The 20,516-nt window shown below is 71.6% G+C and carries 16 protein-coding genes; 4 read left to right on the top strand and 12 right to left on the bottom strand.

Going from position 1 to position 20,516, the window contains the following annotated elements:
• Positions 1 to 32: 32 nt before the first annotated feature.
• Both FHS39_RS23980 and FHS39_RS23975 read left to right on the top strand, forming a co-directional pair.
• Positions 33 to 2,201 carry a RecQ family ATP-dependent DNA helicase gene (locus tag FHS39_RS23980; protein WP_184351583.1) on the top strand — a complete coding sequence of 723 codons (2,169 nt, stop codon included), beginning with the start codon at positions 33 to 35 and terminating at the stop codon, positions 2,199 to 2,201.
• Between the two features lie 295 nt (positions 2,202 to 2,496).
• On the top strand, positions 2,497 to 3,081 hold the full coding sequence (locus FHS39_RS23975; protein WP_184351581.1) for a hypothetical protein: 585 nt from the start codon (positions 2,497 to 2,499) through the stop codon (positions 3,079 to 3,081).
• 58 nt (positions 3,082 to 3,139) lie between these two features.
• On the opposite strand, the gene FHS39_RS23970 is transcribed toward FHS39_RS23975, so the two are convergent.
• The 8 genes from FHS39_RS23970 to nrdR all read right to left on the bottom strand — a co-directional run bounded on the left by FHS39_RS23970 (position 3,140) and on the right by nrdR (position 11,289).
• The gene (locus FHS39_RS23970; RefSeq protein WP_184351580.1) at positions 3,140 to 3,742 is read right to left on the bottom strand and encodes a hypothetical protein; all 603 of its coding nucleotides are present in this window, start codon (positions 3,740 to 3,742) and stop codon (positions 3,140 to 3,142) included.
• Positions 3,743 to 3,801: 59 nt separating this feature from the next.
• Positions 3,802 to 4,503, bottom strand: coding sequence for a ribonuclease HII (locus FHS39_RS23965; RefSeq protein WP_184351579.1), 702 nt, complete (start codon positions 4,501 to 4,503; stop codon positions 3,802 to 3,804).
• A 66-nt stretch (positions 4,504 to 4,569) separates the two neighbouring features.
• Positions 4,570 to 5,460: an ADP-ribosylglycohydrolase family protein gene (locus tag FHS39_RS23960; protein ID WP_184351578.1), complete on the bottom strand. Its 891-nt coding sequence runs from the start codon at positions 5,458 to 5,460 to the stop codon at positions 4,570 to 4,572.
• Positions 5,461 to 5,471: 11 nt separating this feature from the next.
• Positions 5,472 to 6,131 carry a histidine phosphatase family protein gene (locus FHS39_RS23955; RefSeq protein WP_184351576.1) on the bottom strand — a complete coding sequence of 220 codons (660 nt, stop codon included), beginning with the start codon at positions 6,129 to 6,131 and terminating at the stop codon, positions 5,472 to 5,474.
• A 50-nt stretch (positions 6,132 to 6,181) separates the two neighbouring features.
• Positions 6,182 to 6,787: a DUF4937 domain-containing protein gene (locus tag FHS39_RS23950; RefSeq protein WP_184351575.1), complete on the bottom strand. Its 606-nt coding sequence runs from the start codon at positions 6,785 to 6,787 to the stop codon at positions 6,182 to 6,184.
• Positions 6,788 to 6,820: 33 nt separating this feature from the next.
• On the bottom strand, positions 6,821 to 7,651 hold the full coding sequence (locus FHS39_RS23945; protein ID WP_184351574.1) for an arylamine N-acetyltransferase family protein: 831 nt from the start codon (positions 7,649 to 7,651) through the stop codon (positions 6,821 to 6,823).
• Positions 7,652 to 7,768: 117 nt separating this feature from the next.
• Complete coding sequence (locus tag FHS39_RS23940) at positions 7,769 to 10,633, bottom strand: vitamin B12-dependent ribonucleotide reductase (protein WP_184351572.1); 2,865 nt, start codon at positions 10,631 to 10,633, stop codon at positions 7,769 to 7,771.
• 113 nt (positions 10,634 to 10,746) lie between these two features.
• Positions 10,747 to 11,289, bottom strand: a complete 543-nt coding sequence (nrdR, locus tag FHS39_RS23935; protein ID WP_184351570.1) for a transcriptional regulator NrdR — start codon at positions 11,287 to 11,289, stop codon at positions 10,747 to 10,749.
• A 580-nt stretch (positions 11,290 to 11,869) separates the two neighbouring features.
• On the opposite strand from nrdR, the gene lexA reads away from it, so the two are divergent.
• Complete coding sequence (gene lexA, locus FHS39_RS23930; protein WP_184351568.1) at positions 11,870 to 12,655, top strand: transcriptional repressor LexA; 786 nt, start codon at positions 11,870 to 11,872, stop codon at positions 12,653 to 12,655.
• A 91-nt stretch (positions 12,656 to 12,746) separates the two neighbouring features.
• Here the strand turns inward: lexA and FHS39_RS23925 are convergent, their stop codons facing one another.
• The 4 genes from FHS39_RS23925 to FHS39_RS23910 all read right to left on the bottom strand — a co-directional run bounded on the left by FHS39_RS23925 (position 12,747) and on the right by FHS39_RS23910 (position 18,987).
• Complete coding sequence (locus FHS39_RS23925) at positions 12,747 to 14,726, bottom strand: ATP-dependent DNA helicase (RefSeq protein WP_184351567.1); 1,980 nt, start codon at positions 14,724 to 14,726, stop codon at positions 12,747 to 12,749.
• A gap of 78 nt (positions 14,727 to 14,804) precedes the next feature.
• Positions 14,805 to 15,521, bottom strand: a complete 717-nt coding sequence (locus FHS39_RS23920) for a GNAT family N-acetyltransferase (RefSeq protein ID WP_184351566.1) — start codon at positions 15,519 to 15,521, stop codon at positions 14,805 to 14,807.
• Between the two features lie 6 nt (positions 15,522 to 15,527).
• Complete coding sequence (locus FHS39_RS23915; RefSeq protein ID WP_184351564.1) at positions 15,528 to 17,462, bottom strand: IucA/IucC family protein; 1,935 nt, start codon at positions 17,460 to 17,462, stop codon at positions 15,528 to 15,530.
• A gap of 19 nt (positions 17,463 to 17,481) precedes the next feature.
• Positions 17,482 to 18,987, bottom strand: a complete 1,506-nt coding sequence (locus FHS39_RS23910; protein ID WP_343069717.1) for a diaminobutyrate--2-oxoglutarate transaminase family protein — start codon at positions 18,985 to 18,987, stop codon at positions 17,482 to 17,484.
• A gap of 273 nt (positions 18,988 to 19,260) precedes the next feature.
• On the opposite strand from FHS39_RS23910, the gene FHS39_RS23905 reads away from it, so the two are divergent.
• Entirely contained in the window at positions 19,261 to 20,472 is a 1,212-nt protein-coding gene (locus tag FHS39_RS23905) for a trypsin-like serine peptidase (protein WP_184351562.1), read from the top strand.
• Positions 20,473 to 20,516 lie beyond the last annotated feature (44 nt).

Raw genomic sequence — 20,516 nt, 5'->3', positions numbered from 1 at the left:
GCTTTGTCAGTGCCGTCGTGTTGCATGGGGGCATGACCAACGATGCCCTCCGCGCCTCGGCGGACACCGTCCTCGCACGCCTCGTCGGCGACCCCACCGGCGCGGCGAGACTGCGCGAGGACCAGTGGCGCGCGATCGAAGCCCTCGTCGCCGACCGCCGCCGCGCGCTGGTGGTGCAGCGCACCGGCTGGGGCAAATCGGCGGTGTATTTCGTCGCGACCTCGCTGCTGCGCGAGCGCGGCGCCGGCCCGACCGTGATCGTCTCCCCCCTGCTCGCCCTCATGCGCAACCAGGTCGAGGCGGCCGCGCGGGCGGGCATTCACGCGCGCACGATCAACTCCTCCAACACCGAGGAGTGGGAGACGGTGCAGGCCGAGGTCGCCGCGGGCGAGGTGGACGTGCTGCTGGTGAGCCCCGAGCGGCTCAACAACCCCGACTTCCGCGATCAGGTCCTGCCCAAGCTCGCCGCCGCCACCGGACTGCTGGTCGTCGATGAGGCGCACTGCATTTCCGACTGGGGCCACGACTTCCGGCCCGACTACCGGCGGCTGCGCACCATGCTGGCCGACCTGCCGCCGGGCGTGCCCGTGCTCGCGACGACCGCCACCGCCAACGCCCGCGTCACCGCCGACGTCGCGGAGCAGTTGGGGACGGGCGAGGGAACCCACGAGGCGCTGGTCCTGCGCGGGCCGCTGGACCGGGAGAGCCTCAGCCTGAGCGTCCTGCACCTCCCGGACGCCGCCCACCGGCTGGCCTGGCTCGCCGACCACCTCGACGAGCTGCCGGGCTCCGGCATCATCTACACCCTGACCGTGGCCGCCGCCGAGGAAGTGACGGCGTTCCTGCGCCGCAGCGGGCACACCGTCGCCTCCTACACCGGCAAGACGGAGAACGCCGACCGCCAGCAGGCGGAGGAAGACCTGCTGGCCAACCGCGTCAAGGCGCTGGTGGCCACCTCGGCGCTGGGCATGGGCTTCGACAAACCCGACCTCGGCTTCGTGGTCCACCTCGGCTCCCCCTCCTCCCCCATCGCCTACTACCAGCAGGTGGGCCGCGCGGGCCGCGGCGTGCGGCACGCCGAAGTGCTGCTGCTCCCCGGCCGCGAGGACGAGGCGATCTGGAAGTACTTCGCCTCGCTGGCCTTCCCCCCGGAGGACCAGGTCCGCCGCACGCTCGACGTGCTGGCCGCCGCGGACCGCCCGCTCTCCCTGCCCGCCCTCGAGCCGCAGGTGGAGCTTCGGCGCTCCCGCCTGGAGACCATGCTCAAGGTGCTCGACGTGGACGGCGCCGTGCACCGGGTCCGCGGCGGCTGGACCGCGACCGGCGAGCCGTGGGCGTACGACGCCGAGCGCTACGCCTGGGTGGCGCGCCAGCGCGAGGCCGAACAGCAGGCCATGCGGGAGTACGCCACGACGTCCGAGTGCCGGATGGAGTTCCTGCGACGACAGTTGGACGACGAGCAGGCCGCGCCCTGCGGCCGGTGCGACAACTGCTCGGAGGCCCGCTTCACCGCCGAAGTGTCGGACGGGGCCTTGAACGCGTCCAGAGGAGAGCTCGGACGCCCGGGAGTCGAGGTCGAGCCGCGCCGCATGTGGCCAACGGGGATGCCAGCAGTCGGCGTTGACCTCAAGGGCCGTATCCCCGCGGGCGAGCAGGCCGCCTCCGGGCGGGCGCTGGGGCGGCTCTCGGACATCGGCTGGGGCAATCGACTGCGGCCGTTGCTCACACCCCAGGCGCCGGACGGCCCGGTTCCGGATGATGTGGCGGATGCCGTGGTGACCGTCCTCGCCGACTGGGCCCGCGGGCCCGGCGGTTGGGCATCCGGGGCACCCGACGCCCCCGCCCGGCCGGTGGGGGTCGTCACCCTCGCCTCCCGGACCCGGCCTCAATTGATCACCTCGCTCGGCGAGCGCATCGCCGCCATCGGCCGGATGCCGCTGCTCGGCACGGTCGCGTACCGGGACGGGGAAGCCGATACGCGCCTGCCGCGCACCAACAGCGCCCAGCGCCTGCGCGCGCTGGAGGGCGCGCTGACCGTGCCGCCCGCACTCGCCGAAGCCCTGGCCGCCCAGGAGAGCGGCCCGGTGCTGCTCGTCGACGATCTGACCGACACCGGCTGGACGCTGGCCGTCGCGGCACGCCTGCTGCGCCGCTCCGGGGCGAAGGAGGTGTTCCCCCTGGTCCTCGCCGTGCAGGGATAGCCTGCCGGGACAGAGCAGGCGGCAGCGGCGCCGGCACTCGACATCAGCGCCTCGACATCGGCGCCGACGTCACCCTCGGCACCGTCGTCGGCGAAAGGGAATTTGGACGGCGGACCGCCAGATACCGGTCAGTGGCGCCAATTGATCGTTGCCGCACGGCCCGTGGGGCCGCGAGAATTGGACCGGCTCCCACGCTCCCCGCCCTTACGAGGCCTGTCCGGCCTTGCCTTCGCGGTGTGCGCCCCCTGCCTGTCCCTCCCGCCCGGCTCGCGGGCGTGCAGACGAAGGGAGAATCATGGCCTTCGGCTTGGCTCCGCCTCCGTCCGCCAACTCCGCTTCCCACCTGGGCAGGCTGCTCGAGCCGGCCGAATGGGCCGCAGTGGGCGTGCCCTTACTGCGCAACCCGCGCGAGGTCGTCACCGGCCTGCACGCCCGGCACCTGCCGACCCCGTCCACGGCCGTGGTCGCCGTGCTGGGTCCGGACGAACGCCTCACGGCCAGCGCCTCCTTCGTCCAGCGCAGCGCGGCGGCGGCCCCCGACGGCTGGGAGCTGCGCAACGCACTGCTGGCCCAGTTACGCCGGGTCATCCCGCACGACCTGCGCAGACGCACCCCGGTCCGCACGGCCGTCCTGCTCTACTGCCGCCAGGGCGAGGCCCATTGGACCGAGGAGGACGGCGCCTGGATGTGGGCGCTGCGCGACGCCTGCGTCCTGCACGGACTGCGCTGCGGCGCGTACATCATCTTGACGGGCGCGGGCTGGCAGATCCTGGGCGAGGCACGCAGCGGCCGTCAGCCGCGGTCCCCCACCCACCCGGTCGCCCCGATCGGCGCCGGAGGCGGGGCACCGGAAGCACACCGCCACACGGCGGCACGGTGAGGCGTACGAGGCGGCCGACGCAGTTCCGGCAGGAGCGGCCGGCCACCCGGTTCGCCCGTCAGACGCCCGCGGAGAGCAGACCGTTGACCCGCTGCGGGTCACCGCAGACGATCAGCAGGGCACCGGCACGCGCCATCGCCTTGGGCAGCGCGCCGGCCACCACCGCATCGGCACCGCCGTTGACGGCGACGACCACGACCGGGCGGGCCGAGACGCGGTCCGCGTCGGCCGCCGCGTAGAAGACGTCGTCTCCGGCGTCGTGCTGCGCCCAGTAGGACGCCTCGCCGAAGGACAGCTCGTGCGCCGCCCAGGGGTGCGGGTCGCCGGTGGTGAGCACCAGGACGTCGCCGGGCGCCCGGCCGCTGTCGAGCAGCAGGTCGACGGCCTCGTCCGCGGCGTCGAGCGCCCCCTGTGCGGAGGCGGGTATCAGCTGGATCTGCGTGGTGGCCGCTGCCGGAGCATCGGGCACCGTCTCGCGCGCGGTGCGCTGGGGCGGGGCCGGGACCGGACCACGGCGGGAAGCCGGGCTGCCGGGCCGCATCGGTGCGGGGCGGGGGCCAGGGACAGGACGAGGGGTCGGCGCGGTGTGGCCGGAGGCCGCAGCTGCGCGAGGACCCGGGACACTCTCGTGAATCTGAGGCTCCTCGGGGATGAGAGGCATGAGTTGATATTTATCAAACGCCGGTGCGAGTCGCGTCGGCGGGTGGCGTTTCGGGCCAGTCAGAAGTCGAAGCCGAGCTGGCCACCGGCCTCCAACGCCATGTTCTCGGGGGTGATGCGGGCCCTCTTCAAATGCTGCCACTGCGGCAGCCCGTCCAGATAGGCCCAGGACAGCCTGTGATGCGGGGTGGGCCCCAGCCTTTCCAGGGCCGCCTTGTGGACCGGCGAAGGGTAGCCCGCGTTGTCGCAGAACCCGAAGTCGGCGTGGTCCACGCCCAGTTCGGCCATCATCGCGTCCCGCCGGACCTTGGCGATCACGGAGGCAGCGGCGACGGCCACACAGGAGATGTCGCCCTTGATGACCGTACGGACCTGCCAGGGGTCGCCGAGGTAGTCGTGCTTGCCGTCGAGGATCACCGCGTCCGGCCGGACCGGCAGCCCGTCCAGCGCACGGGTCGCGGCCAGCCGCAGAGCCGCTGTCATCCCCAGCTCGTCGATCTCCTGCGGGGAGGAGTGACCGAGGGCGTAGGCGGTGACCCAGGACTCCAGCTGCCCGGCGAGCGCGGTGCGCCGCTTGAGCGTCAGGAGCTTGGAGTCGGTGAGCCCCTCGGGCGGGCGGCGCAGTCCGGTGACGGCCGCACACACAGTGACGGGTCCCGCCCAGGCGCCCCGGCCGACCTCGTCCACACCGGCGACGATCTTGGCTCCTGTCGTCGCTCGGAGGGAGCGCTCGACACTGTGGGTAGGCGGTTCGTAGGGCATGGCGACAGTAAGGTTACGCCCCCGGCGCCGAGCTGTCCCGCCCCGCCCCCGTTCGACTGTCCAACCTCAGCGCGGGCCGTCCGGCAGCCAGTCGGGAAGCGCCTCGGTGTGCTCCAGCCAGGCCGTGGGCGGAGCACCTCGCTCCGCCGCGGCGACCACCCCTCCGGCGATCGCCGAGGTGGTGTCCACGTCACCGCCGGCCTGGGCCGTCGTCCAGAACGCCTCCTCGTACGAGCCGAGGTGGCGGGCAGCGGCCCACAGCGCGAACGGCACGGTGTCATGGGCGCTGGTGCGGCGGCCGCAGCCGAGCACGGCGGCCACCGTGGTCGCATCTCCGTAGTCGAGCATGTCCCGGGCGCGCCGCAGCCCCGCCTGCACCGCGCTGCGCGGCACGAGCGCGATCACACCGTCCAGCAGTTCCTCCGGGCCGGCCGCCCCCGGCCCCGCGGCGATGGCCGCCGCGGCGGCCACCCCCATGGCCCCCGCGACGGCCTCGCGGTGCTGGTGGGTGGTGTAGGCCGAGATCTCCGCCTGGTGCGTCGCCTGCTCCGGGTCGTCGGCGTACCAGGCGCCCAGCGGCGCGATCCGCATGGCCGCGCCGTTGCCCCAGGAGCCCTGGCCCTGGAAGAGCGCCGCGGCCAGTTCACGCCAGTCGCCGCCCTCCCTGATCAGGCGCAGCATCCGGTTGACGGCCGGGCCGTATCCACGGTCGAAGTCGTGGTGCTCGGCGAAGGACCGGGCGAGTGCGTCCTGGTCGATCCGGCCGTGCGCGGCGAGGACGGCCAGCACGGAGCAGGCCATCTCGGTGTCGTCGGTCCACTGCCAGGGGCCGGGCGGCAGCTGTCGCCGCTTGAGAGAGGGATAGTTGACGGGTACGAAGAACTGGGAGCCGAGGGCGTCGCCCACGGCCAGCCCTCGCAGGCTCGCCAGGGCTCGATGGAATCGTTCAGCGCTCATCGCAGCGAACTCTAACCGGTGAAGCCGTACGACTCGGGTGTGCACCAGCGCTCGAACGGCCGGTCAAGGTGATACCTGCCGTCGGGACCCAGCAGGAGCATGCGGCTCTCGGCGTTCCCGGGGTTGGACAGGCATTCGAACTCGGCGACGGTCCAGTGCAGCCAGCGCATGCAGAACAGCCGCATGGTCAGGCCGTGGGTGACGATCAGGACGTTCGGCGGGTGGTCGGGGTCCTCGAAGCTGCGCCACAGGCTCTCCAGGAAGGCCCCCACGCGGTCGTAGACGTCGGCTCCGGACTCACCCTGGGCGAAGCGGTAGAAGAAGTGGCCGTAGGCGTCCCGGTACGCCTTCTGGCGACGCACGTCGTCGCGGTCCTGCCAGTTCCCCCAGTCCTGCTCGCGCAGCCGGGGCTCCTCGCGGACGCGGACCAGGCGCGGGTCGAGCCCGAGGGCCTGGAAGGTCTGGTGCGCCCGGCGGTAGGGCGAGACATAGGCGGAGACCCGTTCGTCCCCGAAGAGCTCGCGCAGTGTGACGCCCGCCTGCTCGGCCTGTTTCCGGCCGGTCGCCGTGAGGCTCAGGGCGTGGTCGGGCTCGCGCTCGTAGACCGTGTCGTCGATGTTGCCCTCCGACTCTCCGTGCCGGAGGAGGACGATGCGCCGGGGCCGTGACATGCCGCCACCCTAGATCGCGCGCCGAGCAGGCGGCTGCCCGACACCCGTGCTCACACCGTCCACGCAGGCTCTATCTCGACGACGTCGCCGTTGATCGCGGCGACGTCGGCCTCCGTCTGCGCCCGCAGTGCAAGCCGCTCGATCCGCTCGACGCGGTACTTGCCGTGTTCTGCCTCGGAATCCCACATCGACAACACCAGGAACTCCTGCCCGGGTGCCTCGCCGAAGACGCCGCGCAGCATTCCGGGAGAGCCGGCCATGGCCGGATTCCACACCTTCTCCTGCATGAGCGTGAAGTGCTCGACCCGGTCCTCGCGGACCCGGCAGTGCGCGAAACGCACCACGTCGGCATCGGAGAACTGCGGCCGGAAGCCCACTTTGACGTCGAAGCGGTGCTCGAAGAGCCGCACCTGGACGTCCTTGAAGGTGCCGGCCTGCGCGGTCGCCAGCCTGTCGTGCGACCGCGCCATGAAGGAGTCGTAAAATGCCCGGCTCTCCCAGAAACCGAAGAGGTGCACCACATCCGGACGCGCCCTGCTCCAGCCACCTCCCTGTCCCCGGAAACCCGGTTCGCCGAGCAATCCCGCCCATTTTCGCTGCCCGCGTTCAAAACCGCGGCGGTCCACCACGGTGCAGCGAATCCACTTGACCAGCACCGAGCCATCGTAAGGCTCCGGCAGTGGCGCGCATCACGTACCGGAGGAGTACACCCGGGCGAGGGTCTCGGTGTCGGCGTCATCGAGCGTGATGCCGAACTCCCCGGAAAGCACATGCGCCAACTCCGCTATGCCGAGTTCCCGTTCGTCCGACGAGCCGTCGGCGCGCACACAGGACAGCACCGAGCCCACCAGCGTCCTGCGTTCCGTCGGATGGGTGCGCTGGACGACCACGCGTGAGACGAACGGTGAGCGCGGGTGTGTGGAGATGTAGTGGTTCATCACCGTGTAGTCGACCGGGAAACGGTCTTCCGGGCCGAAGGCGTAGAGGTCGAACCAGCCGTCCTTATGGAGCGAGCGCAGGACGCGTACGTCCTTCTGCTCGACCTCGATTCCAAACGTCCAGTCTCCTTGGCGTACGCGGACGCCGTCCTCCAGGGGCAGCGGCTCCAAGAGCCCCTCGCCGCCGAAGCCCACGTCGCACAGCCACTGGGCGCCGTCGGCCTCCACCTTCAGGGCCATGTGCGTGACGGGACGCATGACGTCGCTGCCCATCCGGACGCGGGCGCCCAGGCCGCTGAAGGAGAAGCCGATGCGTTCAAGGGCGGCGGCCAGCAGCAGGTTCTGCTCGTAGCAGTAGCCGCCGCGGGACTGCGCCACCATTTTGTCCTGCAGGGACTTGATCTCCAGCAGCACCGGCCGGCCGAGCAGGACCTCCAGGTTCTCGAAGGGGAAGGCGGCCACGTGGCCGCGGTGCACCGCCCGCAGCGTCGCCAGGTCCGGCCGGACCTCCCCCCGGACACCGATGCGTTCGAGATAGGCGGCCAGGTCCAATTCCCCGCCGCCCCATGTGCCACCCGTCATTGCAGCCCCCGCTCCCGTTCTTGCCTGCATACCCCACCAGTATTCCAATGCCGCCGCCGGGCAGACGCGCCGATGGGGGACCCGGCCGAGCCGGGTCCCCCATCGGTCATGCGTCGATCAGCTGCAGCCGCTGGTCGAGCCGCAGCCCTCGCACAGGTAGCAGCTGCCCGCGCGGCGCATCTTCGTGCCGCAGGAGAAGCAGAGCGGGGCGTCCGCGTTCAGGCCCAGCTGCATCTCCACCAGCTCGGTGGAGTTGTGCGCCTGCTTCGGGGCCGGGGCGGCCGCGGGCTGCGCGGGGACGTCGGGCTTGGGGGCCGCGACGTGGCGCGGGGCGGACTGCGCCAGACCCTCGACGTCGACGTCCTCGTCGGCCGCCTCGTAGGAGCCGGTGTCCAGGTGACGCTGGCGCTCCTCGGCGGAGTGGATGCCGAGGGCCGAGCGGGTCTCGAACGGCAGGAAGTCCAGCGCCAGGCGGCGGAAGATGTAGTCGACGATCGACTGCGCCATCCGCACGTCCGGGTCGTCCGTCATGCCCGCGGGCTCGAAGCGCATGTTGGTGAACTTCGAGACGTACGTCTCCAGCGGCACGCCGTACTGCAGGCCGACCGAGACGGCGATCGAGAAGGCGTCCATCATGCCCGCGAGGGTCGAGCCCTGCTTGGACATCTTCAGGAAGACCTCGCCCAGACCGTCGTCCGGGTAGGAGTTGGCGGTCATGTAGCCCTCGGCACCGCCGACCGTGAAGGAGGTGGTGATCCCCGGGCGGCCCTTGGGCAGGCGCTTGCGGACCGGGCGGTACTCGACGACCTTCTCCGTCGCCGCGGGGGCCTCGACCTTGGCCGCTTCCTTCTTCTTCGCGGAGAGCGGCTGGCCGACCTTGCAGTTGTCGCGGTAGATCGCGAGCGCCTTGAGGCCGAGCTTCCAGCCCTCGAAGTAGACCTCCTCGACCTCCTCGACGGTGGCCGACTCGGGCAGGTTCACGGTCTTGGAGATCGCACCGGACAGGAACGGCTGCGCGGCGGCCATCATGCGCACGTGGCCCATGGCGGAGATCGCGCGATCGCCCATGGCGCAGTCGAAGACCTCGTAGTGCGCGGGCTTCAGGCCGGGGGCGTCGATCACATTGCCGTGCTCGGCGATGTGATCGACGATCGCCTCGATCTGCTCCGGCTGGTAGCCGAGGCGCTTGAGGGCCTTGGGGACCGTGTTGTTCACGATCTGCATCGACCCGCCGCCGACGAGCTTCTTGAACTTGACCAGGGCCAGGTCCGGCTCGACGCCCGTGGTGTCGCAGTCCATCATCAGGCCGATGGTGCCCGTGGGGGCCAGCACCGACGCCTGGGCGTTGCGGAAGCCGTTCTTCTCGCCGAGGCGGAGGACGTCCTGCCAGGCCTCGGTGGCCGCGGCCCACACCGGGGTGTCCAGGTCGTCCATGCGCTTGGCGACGGTGTTGGCGTCGGCGTGCTGCTTCATGACGCGCTTGTGGGCGTCGGCGTTGCGGGCGTAGCCGTCGTACGGGCCGACGACCGCGGCCAGCTCGGCGGAGCGCTTGTAGGAGGTGCCGGTCATCAGCGAGGTGACGGCACCGGCCAGGGCGCGGCCGCCGTCGCTGTCGTAGGCGTGACCGGTGGCCATGAGCAGGGCGCCGAGGTTGGCGTAGCCGATGCCCAGCTGGCGGAAGGCGCGGGTGGTCTCGCCGATCTTCTCGGTCGGGAAGTCGGCGAAGCAGATGGAGATGTCCATCGCGGTGATGACCAGCTCGACGACCTTGGCGAAGCGCTCGGCGTCGAACGACTGGTTGCCACGGTCGTCGTCGCGGAGGAACTTCATGAGGTTGAGGGAGGCGAGGTTGCACGAGGAGTTGTCCAGGTGCATGTACTCGCTGCACGGGTTGGACGCGGTGATCCGGCCCGTCTCCGGCGAGGTGTGCCAGTGGTTGATCGTGTCGTCGTACTGGATGCCCGGGTCGGCGCAGGCCCAGGCCGCCTCGGCCATCTTGCGGAACAGGCCCTTGGCGTCGATCTCCTCGATGACCTCACCGGTCATCCGGGCGCGCAGCCCGAACTTCGAGCCGGTCTCGACGGCCTTCATGAACTCGTCGTTGACGCGGACGGAGTTGTTGGCGTTCTGGTACTGGACGGAGGTGATGTCCTCGCCGCCCAGGTCCATGTCGAACCCGGCGTCGCGCAGGGCGCGGACCTTCTCCTCCTCCTTCACCTTGGTCTCGATGAAGGCCTCGACGTCGGGGTGGTCGACGTCGAGGACGACCATCTTGGCCGCACGGCGGGTGGCGCCACCGGACTTGATCGTTCCGGCGGAGGCGTCGGCGCCTCGCATGAAGGAGACGGGGCCGGAGGCGTTGCCTCCGGAGGAGAGCAGCTCCTTGGAGGAGCGGATGCGGGAGAGGTTCAGGCCGGCACCGGAGCCGCCCTTGAAGATCATCCCCTCTTCCTTGTACCAGTCGAGGATCGACTCCATGGAGTCGTCGACGGAGAGGATGAAGCAGGCGGAGACCTGCTGCGGCTGCTTGGTGCCGACGTTGAACCAGACCGGCGAGTTGAAGCTGAAGACCTGGTGCAGCAGGGCGTAGGTCAGCTCGTGCTCGAAGATCTCGGCGTCCGCCGGGGAGGCGAAGTAGCCGTGCTCCTCACCGGCCTTGCGGTAGGTCAGCACGACGCGGTCGATCAGCTGGCGGAGGCTGGACTCGCGCTCGGGGGAACCGGTCGCACCACGGAAGTACTTGCTGGTGACGATGTTGACCGCGTTCACCGACCAGAAGTCGGGGAACTCGACGCCACGCTGCTCGAAGTTGATCGAGCCGTCGCGCCAGTTGGTCATGACGACGTCACGACGCTCCCAGACCACCTCGTCGTAGGGGTGCACTCCGGGAGTCGTGTGGATGCGCTCGATGCGCAGACCCTTGCCGCCCTTGTTTCCCTTGGAGCGGGAACCTCGTGCCGGGCCGCTCGTCGTCTCTGTCATGCCGCCTCCCTCTACGGGCAAAACGCCCTAATACGCCTAATTCTTCCGTGGCGCGGTGTGTGTCTGTCACCCGGGCACGCCGAGCACGCCGGGCAGGTCTGTGGTGTCGCCGCTCAGTCGGCGGCGACGGCGGGCGCGGGGACTTCGGCATCCCCGGCGCGGCCGTCGGTGTCGGTCGGAGCGCCGCCGCGGGGGGTGCCGGAAGCGCCGGGATCGCTCGCGCGCAGCTCCGCGACGGCGACCTCGAAGTCCTCGAGCGAGTCGAAGGCCTGGTACACGGACGCGAACCGCAGATACGCGACGAGGTCGAGGTCCTTGAGCGGGCCGAGTATGGCGAGCCCGACGTCATGCGTGGAGAGCTCGGCGCTGCCCGTGGCGCGCACCGCCTCTTCGACCCGCTGCCCGAGCTGGGCCAGGGCGTCCTCGGTGACCGGACGGCCCTGGCATGCCTTGCGCACGCCCGAGATGACCTTGTCGCGGCTGAAGGGCTCGGTGACCCCGCTGCGCTTGATCACCATCAGTGACGCCGTCTCCACGGTGGTGAACCGGCGGGAGCAGTCGGGGCACTGGCGGCGCCTGCGGATCGAGCAGCCGTCATCGGTGGTCCGGCTGTCGACGACCCGGCTGTCGGGGTGCCTGCAGAAGGGGCAGTGCATGGCTCTCCACCCTCCTTCACCCTCGATAAAGATGTGCACGATCTCGCGCTCCGGCGGACCCTGGGGGCCCTCGCGAAGCAGCCCCCAGCATAGGCGATGACGACCCCTGCGAATGACCGGGGGATGCCGCCGACCACAACTTGTGGGTAGCCGCCGCCATCAAACCACTAGATCTGGTACTCGGTGGCCAACCACGCCCATCGCGTGTCGGATCGCGCAGACTTGGCACGCAGCCACCAGAGGGGCCCTGGAGGCCCTACCTGGAGCCACTGATGCCACACTGGACGCGGCCCGGCGGCCCGCCCCGGACGCCGTGCCCGGCGTCGCCACCACGGACCGGGAGCTCCTCGGAGCGCGGCTCGAACGGGCTACGGCGCGACCCGCCGGTGGCGCACTCCGAGGCCTTCGACTTCGCCCTGAAGAGTACCGTAATAGGGCGAATTGATCTCCGCCCGTACACCCTCAGGTCTGATCACGTCAGCCATTCCGCGATATTTCACTCGAACGTGTGTTTGGCGCAACCTTTCGAAAGCAACTACCGTTGTCCAGCCAGGGAGAGACCATCTCGAGAGGGGCCGACGTGACCACCACCGCAGACAGCGCCACCATCACCGCCCAGGACCGCTCCCAGAATCGACTCGACCAGGCACACCCGATGAATGACGCAGCCATGAACGCCGAGGGGCAGAAGCCGGCCCGCTCACTCCCTGGACGGCCACCGGGAATCCGTGCCGACAGCTCCGGTCTCACCGACCGGCAGCGCCGCGTGATCGAGGTCATCCGGGACTCCGTCCAGCGCCGCGGCTACCCACCGTCCATGCGCGAGATCGGCCAGGCGGTGGGGCTGTCCAGCACCTCTTCCGTCGCTCATCAGCTGATGGCCCTCGAGCGCAAGGGCTTCCTCCGGCGGGACCCGCACCGGCCCCGCGCCTACGAGGTGCGCGGCTCCGACCAGCCGAGCACCCAGCCGACGGACACCACCGGCAAGCCCGCCGCCTCCTACGTGCCCCTGGTCGGCCGGATCGCCGCCGGCGGTCCGATCCTGGCCGAGGAGTCCGTGGAGGACGTCTTCCCTCTCCCCCGCCAACTGGTGGGCGACGGCGAGCTGTTCGTTCTCAAAGTCGTCGGTGACTCCATGATCGAAGCCGCGATCTGCGACGGCGACTGGGTCACGGTCCGCCGCCAGCCGGTGGCGGAGAACGGCGACATCGTGGCCGCGATGCTCGACGGCGAGGCGACGGTCAAGCGCTTCAAGCGGGAGGACGGCCATGTCTGGCTGCTCCCGCACAACGCCTCCTACCAGCCGATCCCCGGCGATGAGGCGACCATTCTGGGCAAGGTCGTGGCGGTGCTGCGCAGGGTGTGAGAACGCCCCTGGCCGGGCCCCGGAACCAACTGCGCCGGTTCCGGGGCTCTTCTTTGTGCAGCCCTGCCGCCCGCTGCGCCTGCCCTGCGCCCTACCGCCCCTCGGCCTTGGCCTGGGCGTCGATCGCGGCCAGGGAGCGTCGCGCCTGGTTACGGTCCGTGGTGTACCAGAAATCCGGCATGGAAGCCCTGAGGAAGGAGCCGTAGCGCGCCTTCGCCAGCCTCGGGTCGAGGACGGCGACGACGCCGCGGTCCCCCGAGGCCCGCACCAGACGGCCCGCTCCCTGGGCCATCAGCAGCGCGGCGTGCGTGGCGGCGACGGCCATGAAGCCATTGCCGCCCCCCTCCTCCACGGCGCGCTGCCGGGCGCTCATCAGCGGGTCGTCGGGGCGCGGGAAGGGCACCCGGTCCATGACCACCAGCTGACAGCTCGCCCCGGGCACGTCGACGCCCTGCCACAGGGAGAGAGTGCCGAACAGGCAGGTCCGCGGATCTGCCGCGAAGGCCCGGATGAGCTCGCCGAGCGTCTCCTCGCCCTGCAGCAGAATGGGCACGTCCAGCCGCCCGCGCAGCTCCTCGGCCGCCGCCTGCGCGGCCCGCATCGAGGAGAACAGCCCGAGCGTACGGCCGCCGGCCGCCTCCACCAGCTCGGTCAGCTCGTCCAGCATGTCCGTGCGGCTGCCCTCGCGGCCGGGCTGCTGCAGATGCTGGGCGACGTAGAGGATGCCCTGCTTCGGATAGTCGAAGGGCGAGCCGACGTCCACGCCCTTCCACTGCGGGACGTCATCCCCCTCGACGCCCTCGGGGGCGAGCCCCAGGGATGCCCCGACGCCGTTGAAATCGCCGCCCAGCTTGAGCGTGGCCGAGGTCAGGACCACCGAGCGCTCGTTGAAGAGCTTCTCGCGCAGTAGCCCCGAGACCGACAGCGGGGCCACGCGCAGCGACGCCCCGAAGCGGTCGTGCCGCTCGTACCAGACGACGTCGTACTCCGAGCCCTCCACGATGCGCTCGGCGACCGCGTGGATGTTCTCCACGGAGGCCAGGGCCTGCTTGCGGACGGCGTCCTCGTCCTGGACGGACTTGTCGCGGGTGTTGCCGAGCGCCGTGATGACCGTACGGGCAGCATCCCGCAGGGCCATCAGGCAGAAGCCCAGGTCCTCGGGGATCTCCTCCAGGCGGCCCGGCAGGGCGAGCTCCATCAGGCGCTCGAAGCTCTCGGCCGCCGTCTGCAGCGCGTCCGCCGCCTTCTCGTCGACGAGCTTGGCGGCCCGCCGCACGGCGCGGTTGACCTGGCCGGGGGTGAGCTCTCCGGTGGCGACGCCGGTGACCCGGGAGACCAGCTCATGGGCCTCGTCGACGATCAGTACCTCATGGCCCGGCAGCACCGGGGCACCCTCGATCGCGTCGATGGCGAGCAGGGCGTGGTTGGTGACGACGACCTCGGCGAGCTTGGCGCGCTCGCGGGCCGCCTCGGCGAAGCACTCCGCGCCGTACGCGCACTTGGAGGCGCCCAGGCACTCCCGCGAGGTGACGGAGACCTGGGACCAGGCGCGGTCGGAGACGCCCGGCGTCAGATCGTCACGGTCGCCGGTCTCCGTCTCGTCCGCCCAGTCGCGCAACCGCAGCAGGTCCTTGCCGAGCTTGCTGGAGGGCGCCGCCGCCTCGAACGGATCGAAGAGCCCCTCCTCCTCTTCCTGGGGCACTCCCTCGTGGAGCCGGTGCAGACACAGGTAGTTCGACCGGCCCTTGAGCATGGCGAATTCCGGGCGGCGGCGCAGCTGCGGATGTAGCGCATCCACCGTCCGCGGAAGATCGCGCTCGACGAGCTGGCGCTGGAGCGCGAGCGTGGCCGTCGCGACGACGACGCGCTCGCCGTGCGCCAGGGCCGGCACCAGATAGCCGAGCGACTTGCCGGTGCCGGTGCCGGCCTGTACGAGCAGGTGGGAGCCGGTGTCGATGGCGTCGGCCACGGCTTCGGCCATGGCGACCTGGCCGGGACGCTCGGCGCCCCCGACGGCGGTGACGGCGGCGTGCAGCAGGTCGGGGAGGGAGGGCTTGGAGGAGGCAGTCATAGCGTGGCCAGCCTACGGGGCGGCACTGACATCGCGTGCGGGATGCGCTTTCTTCGGGCTCTCACGCCGCCCCTGCCGCTAGAGGACCGGACGCAGGGCACGGTCGCGGATCATCAACGCCACGCGCTTGCCGGGCAGGTCGACCTCCCCGGTCAGCCGGAAGCCCGCCCCGAGGAAGGCGGCGACGGAGGGGGTGTTGCGCAGGTCCGGCTCCGCGACGACGCGCCCGCAGGACGGCCGGTGGTCGAAGATCATGTCCGCCACCGTGCGCAGCAGCCGGGTGCCGATCCCCCTCCCCCGGTCGGCGACCCTGCCGACGAGGAGGTGCACCCCCGTGTCGTGCGGCCGGGCCGGGTAGTGCCGGGCGAGGGGGTCGAGATCCGCGCGGTAGACCTCCCAGTAGCTCATGGGCACTCCGGCGAGCACGCCCAGGCAGGGGACGCTGCGCCCGTCCCCGTCCAGCTGGGCACGCAGATGGCCGGCGGTGACGGTCTCGGGGCCGGCCAGCCCCCAGAAGGCGGCGACCACCGGATCGTTCATCCACTGGGTGATCAGCCGCACGTCGCGCTCGATGCGCACCGGTACGAGCCGGAAGGGGCCCGCTTCGGTGTCCACGGGGCCCCAGTCGCCCAGTCCGTTCAGGAGGCCGGGGCCGCGGTGCGCCGGAGCCGGGGGGCCCGGACGGTCGCAGGCCGTGAGCTCGACGAGCTCTTCGGTCAGCCGCAGTTCGACGGTGTCTTCCGTGGCGGGGTCCGTACCGGCTGCCGCGCTGATGTCCGTAGGAGCGTCGTGCATCCGCGCTCACCCCGCCGACGCGACGAGAGGGTTGCCGATGGTGACGTATACGGACTGGCCATCGACGGGCCCGGCGAGTTCGTCGAGGCCGTGCAGCCGGGTCAGCATGTTCGCCTTGCAGCGCAGGGTGGGTGCTTCGAGCAGGTGGCCAGGAAGCGTGGAGCGGGTGCGGGCGGGGCCGCAGGCGGCGTCCTTGAGGAAGCGGCGCAGCGCCGCCAGCAGGATCTGCTCGTCGGCCAGCCGCTGGGCACCGAAGGCGCCGATCAGGCCGAGGATGTTGTTGATCCCGAGGTAGTAGGCGAACCGTTCGTCGGCGACCTCGTCGGAGACGAAGGTGTCGCTCTCCTTGCCGATGCCGGGGAGCCGCTGTTCGAGGACGGCGCGGTGGGATTCGCGGTAGTAGTAGCCCTGGTTGTCGCGGTAGCGGCCGCCGACCGGCCAGCCGTCCTGGTCCAGGAGGACGAGCGTGTTCTGCTGGTGTGCCTCCAGGGCGATGCCCGCTTCGCCGTCGAGCCAGAGCATGGGGCGGACGACCGCTTCGAGATAGCGCAGGAACCACTCCGCGGAGACGGCGCCGGCCGGCCGCCCGGTGCGCTGGGCGAGCCGGGCCACGGTATCGGCGAGGCGGGAGCGGACGGCGGGGTGCCCGCCGGGGGCCGCGTGCCCCGGCCAGGGGCGCGGCGAGACCAGCCCGGCGAGGCACACGGCATCGTCGCCGGGGCCGAAGGGGTTGTGCCGGACGATGACGTCGAGGCCGGGCAGCGGGGCGCCGTCCGGGGCGTCGACGGCGAGCCAGGCGGGGTCGCGCACGATGTCGAAGCCGAGGCCGCCGGGGCATGCCGCGCGCCAGCTCTCGGCGAGGCCGCTGCGCAGCAGCCGGTGCACTTCGACGCCGCGGTGCAGCTCCTTGCGGAGGTTCTCCCGGCGGGAGTTGGTGATGCGCAGGCCCAGCGAGAGCTTGAGCATGGCGGGGGCGCCGGGGCGGTGCAGGGTGCGGACGGAGGAGGTGGGGTACCAGAGATCGCCGTGGGGGCCGAGGTCGTGGAGCAGCCCGGCCTCGAAGAGCCCCGTGACGGCCGGGCGGTGGCGGATGTCGCGGGCCTGCCAGGGGTGCAGCGGCAGGGGGACGGTCTCCGGGGGGAACCGCAGCTCCGGTCCGGCGATCCGGGCGGCCAGGGTGGGGGCGTCGACGGCGCGGCCGCGCTCGGTCCAGGCGGAGTCGCAGGCCAGTACGGAGCGGTGGACGGCGAGCCAGTGCAGGGGGAAGCGGCCGCGCAGCTCCGGGGAGTAGTCGCGTGTTTCGGCGTCCGAGAGGCCCTCGCGGCTCTTGGGGGTGGGGTGCAGGGGGTGGCCGAGGAGGAGGGACTGCTCTCCGTAGAGGAAGAGGTCTCCGCCATCCGGGTCGGCCGGGTGGGTGCGCCGGTCGGTGAGGAAGGCGGTGGTGCGGCGGACCGAGTCGGCGACGCGGCCCACGAGTTCGGCCCCGTTCCAGTCGAGGGGGTCTCCCGCGCGAGCGGCGCGGTGGGCGGCTTCGCGGCCGAGCAGGGCGGCGAGGGTGACGGCTTCGAAGGGCTGGGCGTCGTCGGGGCCGCCGGTGAGGGTGACGGGGCCGAAGCGGTGCACTCCGGTGGCCGACCAGTAGCGCACGGGCACGCTGAGAGCGGTGCCGCTGGCGTTGAACGGCAGGTAGAGGGTGTCGCCGTGGGGGCGTTCGACGCCGTTCTCGCGGACCCAGCACCGCAGGAGGTTCTCCACTGCGGCGGCGTCCGCGGCGGTGGCCGGGTCGGGGTGGTCCAGCGGCTCGGCGGCCGACGGGAGGGCGCCGGGCGGCTCGGCGCGGGGGGCGCTCTGGTGGGGCACCGCGGCGACCGGGGGGTGCGGCTGCCGGGCCGGGTCGCGGTCCCGGCCGGTGGACGCATCGGTGTGGGGGGATGCGCTCATGCGGTGTGCGGCGCCCATGTCACGGCCGTGCGGCCGGGGATGCGGCGCCTGCCTCCTTCGGCGTTCGGGGGGTGGGGAGTCGGGGGGCGGTGCGGGAGACGGCGGCGATGGCGTCGGACAGCCGGTCGAGGACCGCTTCGGCCTGCTCGTCGGTGATGGTCAGGGGCGGCAGCAGCCGGACCACGCAGGAGTGCCGGCCGCCCAGTTCGACGATCAGGCCGCGGCGCAGGCACTCCTGCTGCACGGCGGCGGCGAGCGCGGGCGCGGCGGGCAGGGGAGCCGGCGCGCTCGGGGTCAAGGGGGCGCCCGCGCCACCGCTCGCGCCACCACCTGCGCCGTCGCCCCACGTATCCGCCGGCCCCGGGTCGCCGTCCCGGCCGGCGGGTGCCGCCTCGGGGTCGACCAGCTCCACACCGATCATCAGTCCGCGGCCGCGCACCTCCCCCACGCAGTCGTGCTCGCGCGCCAGCCGCCGCAGCCGGTCGAGCATCCGCTCGCCCAACACGGCCGCACGGCCCGCCAGTCCGTTCTCCCTGACGTAGCGCAGGGTCGCGGTGCCGGCCGCCATGGCGAGTTGATTGCCGCGGAAGGTGCCTGCGTGGGCGCCGGGCTGCCAGGCGTCGAGCTCTTCGCGGTAGACGATGACGGCCAGCGGCAGGCTGCCGCCGATGGCCTTCGAGAGCACCATCACGTCCGGGACGACACCGCTGTGCTCGACGGCCCAGAAGGCGCCGGTCCGGCCGACGCCGGTCTGCACCTCGTCGGCGATCAGCGGGATGGAGCGGGCCCGGGTGATCTCGCGCATCCGGCGCAGCCAGGCGTCGGGCGCGGGCAGCACGCCGCCTTCTCCCTGGACGGGCTCGACGATGACGCCCGCGGGCTCCCGCACCCCGCTGCGGGGGTCGTCCAGCATGCTCTCGGCGAGCCGCGCCGCCAGGTGTGCTCCGGTCGGGCCGCCGACGCCGAAGGGGCAGCGGTGATCCTGCGGGAACGGCAGCCTGCCGACCCGGACGCTGGGCCCCTGGCCGGACACGGCCAGCGCTCCGGCCGTCATCCCGTGGTAGGCGCCGGAGAAGGCGAGCAGCCCCTCGCGGCCCGTCGCCGTGCGGACGAGCTTGAGGGCGGCTTCCACCGCGTCCGTGCCGGCCGGTCCGCAGAACTGGATCCGGGCCGAATCGGCCAGCCCCGGCGGGAGGGTGCCGAACAGCTCACTGGTGAAGGTGTCCTTCACGGGCGTGGCCAGGTCGAGCACGTGCAGGGGGGCGCCGGAGTCGAGCACGGAGCGGATGGCTTCCAGCACGACGGGGTGGTTGTGACCGAGCGCCAGCGAACCGGCGCCGGAGAGGCAGTCGAGGTAGCGGCGGCCGTCGGCGCCCTCGATCGTCAGCCCGCGGGCCCGCACCGGCACGATCGGCAGCGACCTCGCGTACGTGCGGGCCGCCGACTCGCGTGACGACTGCCGCCGCAGGATGCCCTCCTGGGCCGTCGGCGACGGCTGCGTCTGCGGTGGCCGGGTCAGGGTCACGGCTCGGGTTCCTCCTGCTGGTGCTGAACGTTGGTCGGGTGTCCCCCGTACGTACCAACGACGCCGCGGGCCACGGATCACGGCTCCGACACAAGATCCTTCGAACCGGAACCGAGGACCCGCCCGTCCCCGTCTGACTCGGCACCGGCATAGTGGGGCCCTGCCCTCACCAGGGCCGGTGCATGACAAGTTCACATCAGGTGCGCGTACACAACGGGCATTTGACGAGCATCGATGACAACACGTACGGATCACTCAGGGGGAGCCCACTCCATGCCATCCACACGCCGGTCGGCCCTGGCCGCGGCCGCTCTCACCGCCGCGTTGGCGCTGACCGCCACTGCGTGCGGCCCGTCCGACGACAACGCCGCGGGAAGCGACAAGCAGGCCAGCGCCGCCGCCACTTCGAAGGGCGGCGACGACTTCCCCTCGCTCCCCAAGGGCATCCCCGCCAAGGATCTCGAGAAGTGGAAGCAGAAGTGGAAGAGCGGAGCCTGGAAGAACTGGGACAAGGACCAGTGGCTCCGTGAGGCCCACGACTTCATCAACCCCATCATCAAGGGCCACTGGAAGCCCGACACGATGAAGGACGCCCACTCCAGCGACAAGACGCTGGCCGGCAAGAGCGCGCCGGGCACGGCGCCGGGCGCCGGTTCGTCGAGCGACCAGGGCGTCACCGACCCGGAGCCGACTCCGGTCGAGGCCAAGGCCGTCAGCCTGCCCTACCACAACAACGCCGCCCCGGTCGGCAAGGTCTTCTTCGACAGCCCCGAGGGCCACATGGTCTGCTCGGCGACGGTCGTCAAGGACCCGGCACACCCGGGCAAGTCCAACATGGTGTGGACCGCGGGCCACTGCGTGCACGCCGGCAAGAGCGGCGGCTGGTACCGCAACATCGCCTTCGTGCCCTCGTACAACGACCAGGGCCTGCCCGCCTCGCAGGTCAACAGCGCGCCGGTGCAGGACGTCGCACCCTACGGCGTGTGGTGGGCGGACTGGGCCCAGACCTCCTCGCAGTGGATCAACCAGGGTGCCGAGACCGGTGGCGCCGGCGCCCCGTACGACTTCTCCGTGCTGCACGTGAAGTCGGAGAACGGCACCGGCAAGTCCCTGGAGGAGACGGTCGGCAACGCCCTGACCGTCGACTTCAGCACCCCGCAGGTGAAGTCCATCCAGAGCATGGGTGCCTGGGGCTACCCGGCCGCGCCGCCCTTCGACGGCCAGAAGATGTACGACTGCATCGACAAGCCGGGCCGGCTGACGATCGACCCGGCGCAGCCGACGATGTACCGGATCGGCTGCACCATGACCGGTGGTTCGTCCGGCGGCGGCTGGTTCGCCAAGTCGCCCGACGGCCAGGTGGTGCTGGTCTCCAACACCTCGATCGGCCCGGCCAACTCCACTTGGCTGGCGGGTCCGCGCCTGGGCCCGGAGGCGAAGGGCGTCTACGACGCGCTGAGCCAGAAGTTCGCCAACCAGGGGTGACCGGCTGACCGCAGCCAACCGAAGAAGCCCTCTCCCGGCATCCG

Source organism: Streptomyces olivoverticillatus (assembly GCF_014203555.1).
In the GTDB taxonomy this organism is placed as follows: Bacteria; Actinomycetota; Actinomycetes; order Streptomycetales; family Streptomycetaceae; genus Streptomyces; species Streptomyces olivoverticillatus.
The sequence above is the reverse complement of the archived record's forward strand: the minus strand, read 5'-3'. Positions and strand labels throughout refer to the sequence as shown.

Bases quoted from the DNA above. Each gene is read 5' to 3' on its own strand.
- FHS39_RS23980 (WP_184351583.1), top strand. From the start codon at position 33: ATGACCAACGATGCCCTCCGCGCCTCGGCGGACACCGTCCTCGCACGC.
- FHS39_RS23975 (WP_184351581.1), top strand. From the start codon at position 2,497: ATGGCCTTCGGCTTGGCTCCGCCTCCGTCCGCCAACTCCGCTTCCCAC.
- FHS39_RS23970 (WP_184351580.1), bottom strand. From the start codon at position 3,742: ATGCCTCTCATCCCCGAGGAGCCTCAGATTCACGAGAGTGTCCCGGGT.
- FHS39_RS23965 (WP_184351579.1), bottom strand. From the start codon at position 4,503: ATGCCCTACGAACCGCCTACCCACAGTGTCGAGCGCTCCCTCCGAGCG.
- FHS39_RS23960 (WP_184351578.1), bottom strand. From the start codon at position 5,460: ATGAGCGCTGAACGATTCCATCGAGCCCTGGCGAGCCTGCGAGGGCTG.
- FHS39_RS23955 (WP_184351576.1), bottom strand. From the start codon at position 6,131: ATGTCACGGCCCCGGCGCATCGTCCTCCTCCGGCACGGAGAGTCGGAG.
- FHS39_RS23945 (WP_184351574.1), bottom strand. From the start codon at position 7,651: ATGACGGGTGGCACATGGGGCGGCGGGGAATTGGACCTGGCCGCCTAT.
- FHS39_RS23940 (WP_184351572.1), bottom strand. From the start codon at position 10,633: ATGACAGAGACGACGAGCGGCCCGGCACGAGGTTCCCGCTCCAAGGGA.
- nrdR (WP_184351570.1), bottom strand. From the start codon at position 11,289: ATGCACTGCCCCTTCTGCAGGCACCCCGACAGCCGGGTCGTCGACAGC.
- FHS39_RS23925 (WP_184351567.1), bottom strand. From the start codon at position 14,726: ATGACTGCCTCCTCCAAGCCCTCCCTCCCCGACCTGCTGCACGCCGCC.
- FHS39_RS23920 (WP_184351566.1), bottom strand. From the start codon at position 15,521: ATGCACGACGCTCCTACGGACATCAGCGCGGCAGCCGGTACGGACCCC.
- FHS39_RS23915 (WP_184351564.1), bottom strand. From the start codon at position 17,462: ATGAGCGCATCCCCCCACACCGATGCGTCCACCGGCCGGGACCGCGAC.
- FHS39_RS23905 (WP_184351562.1), top strand. From the start codon at position 19,261: ATGCCATCCACACGCCGGTCGGCCCTGGCCGCGGCCGCTCTCACCGCC.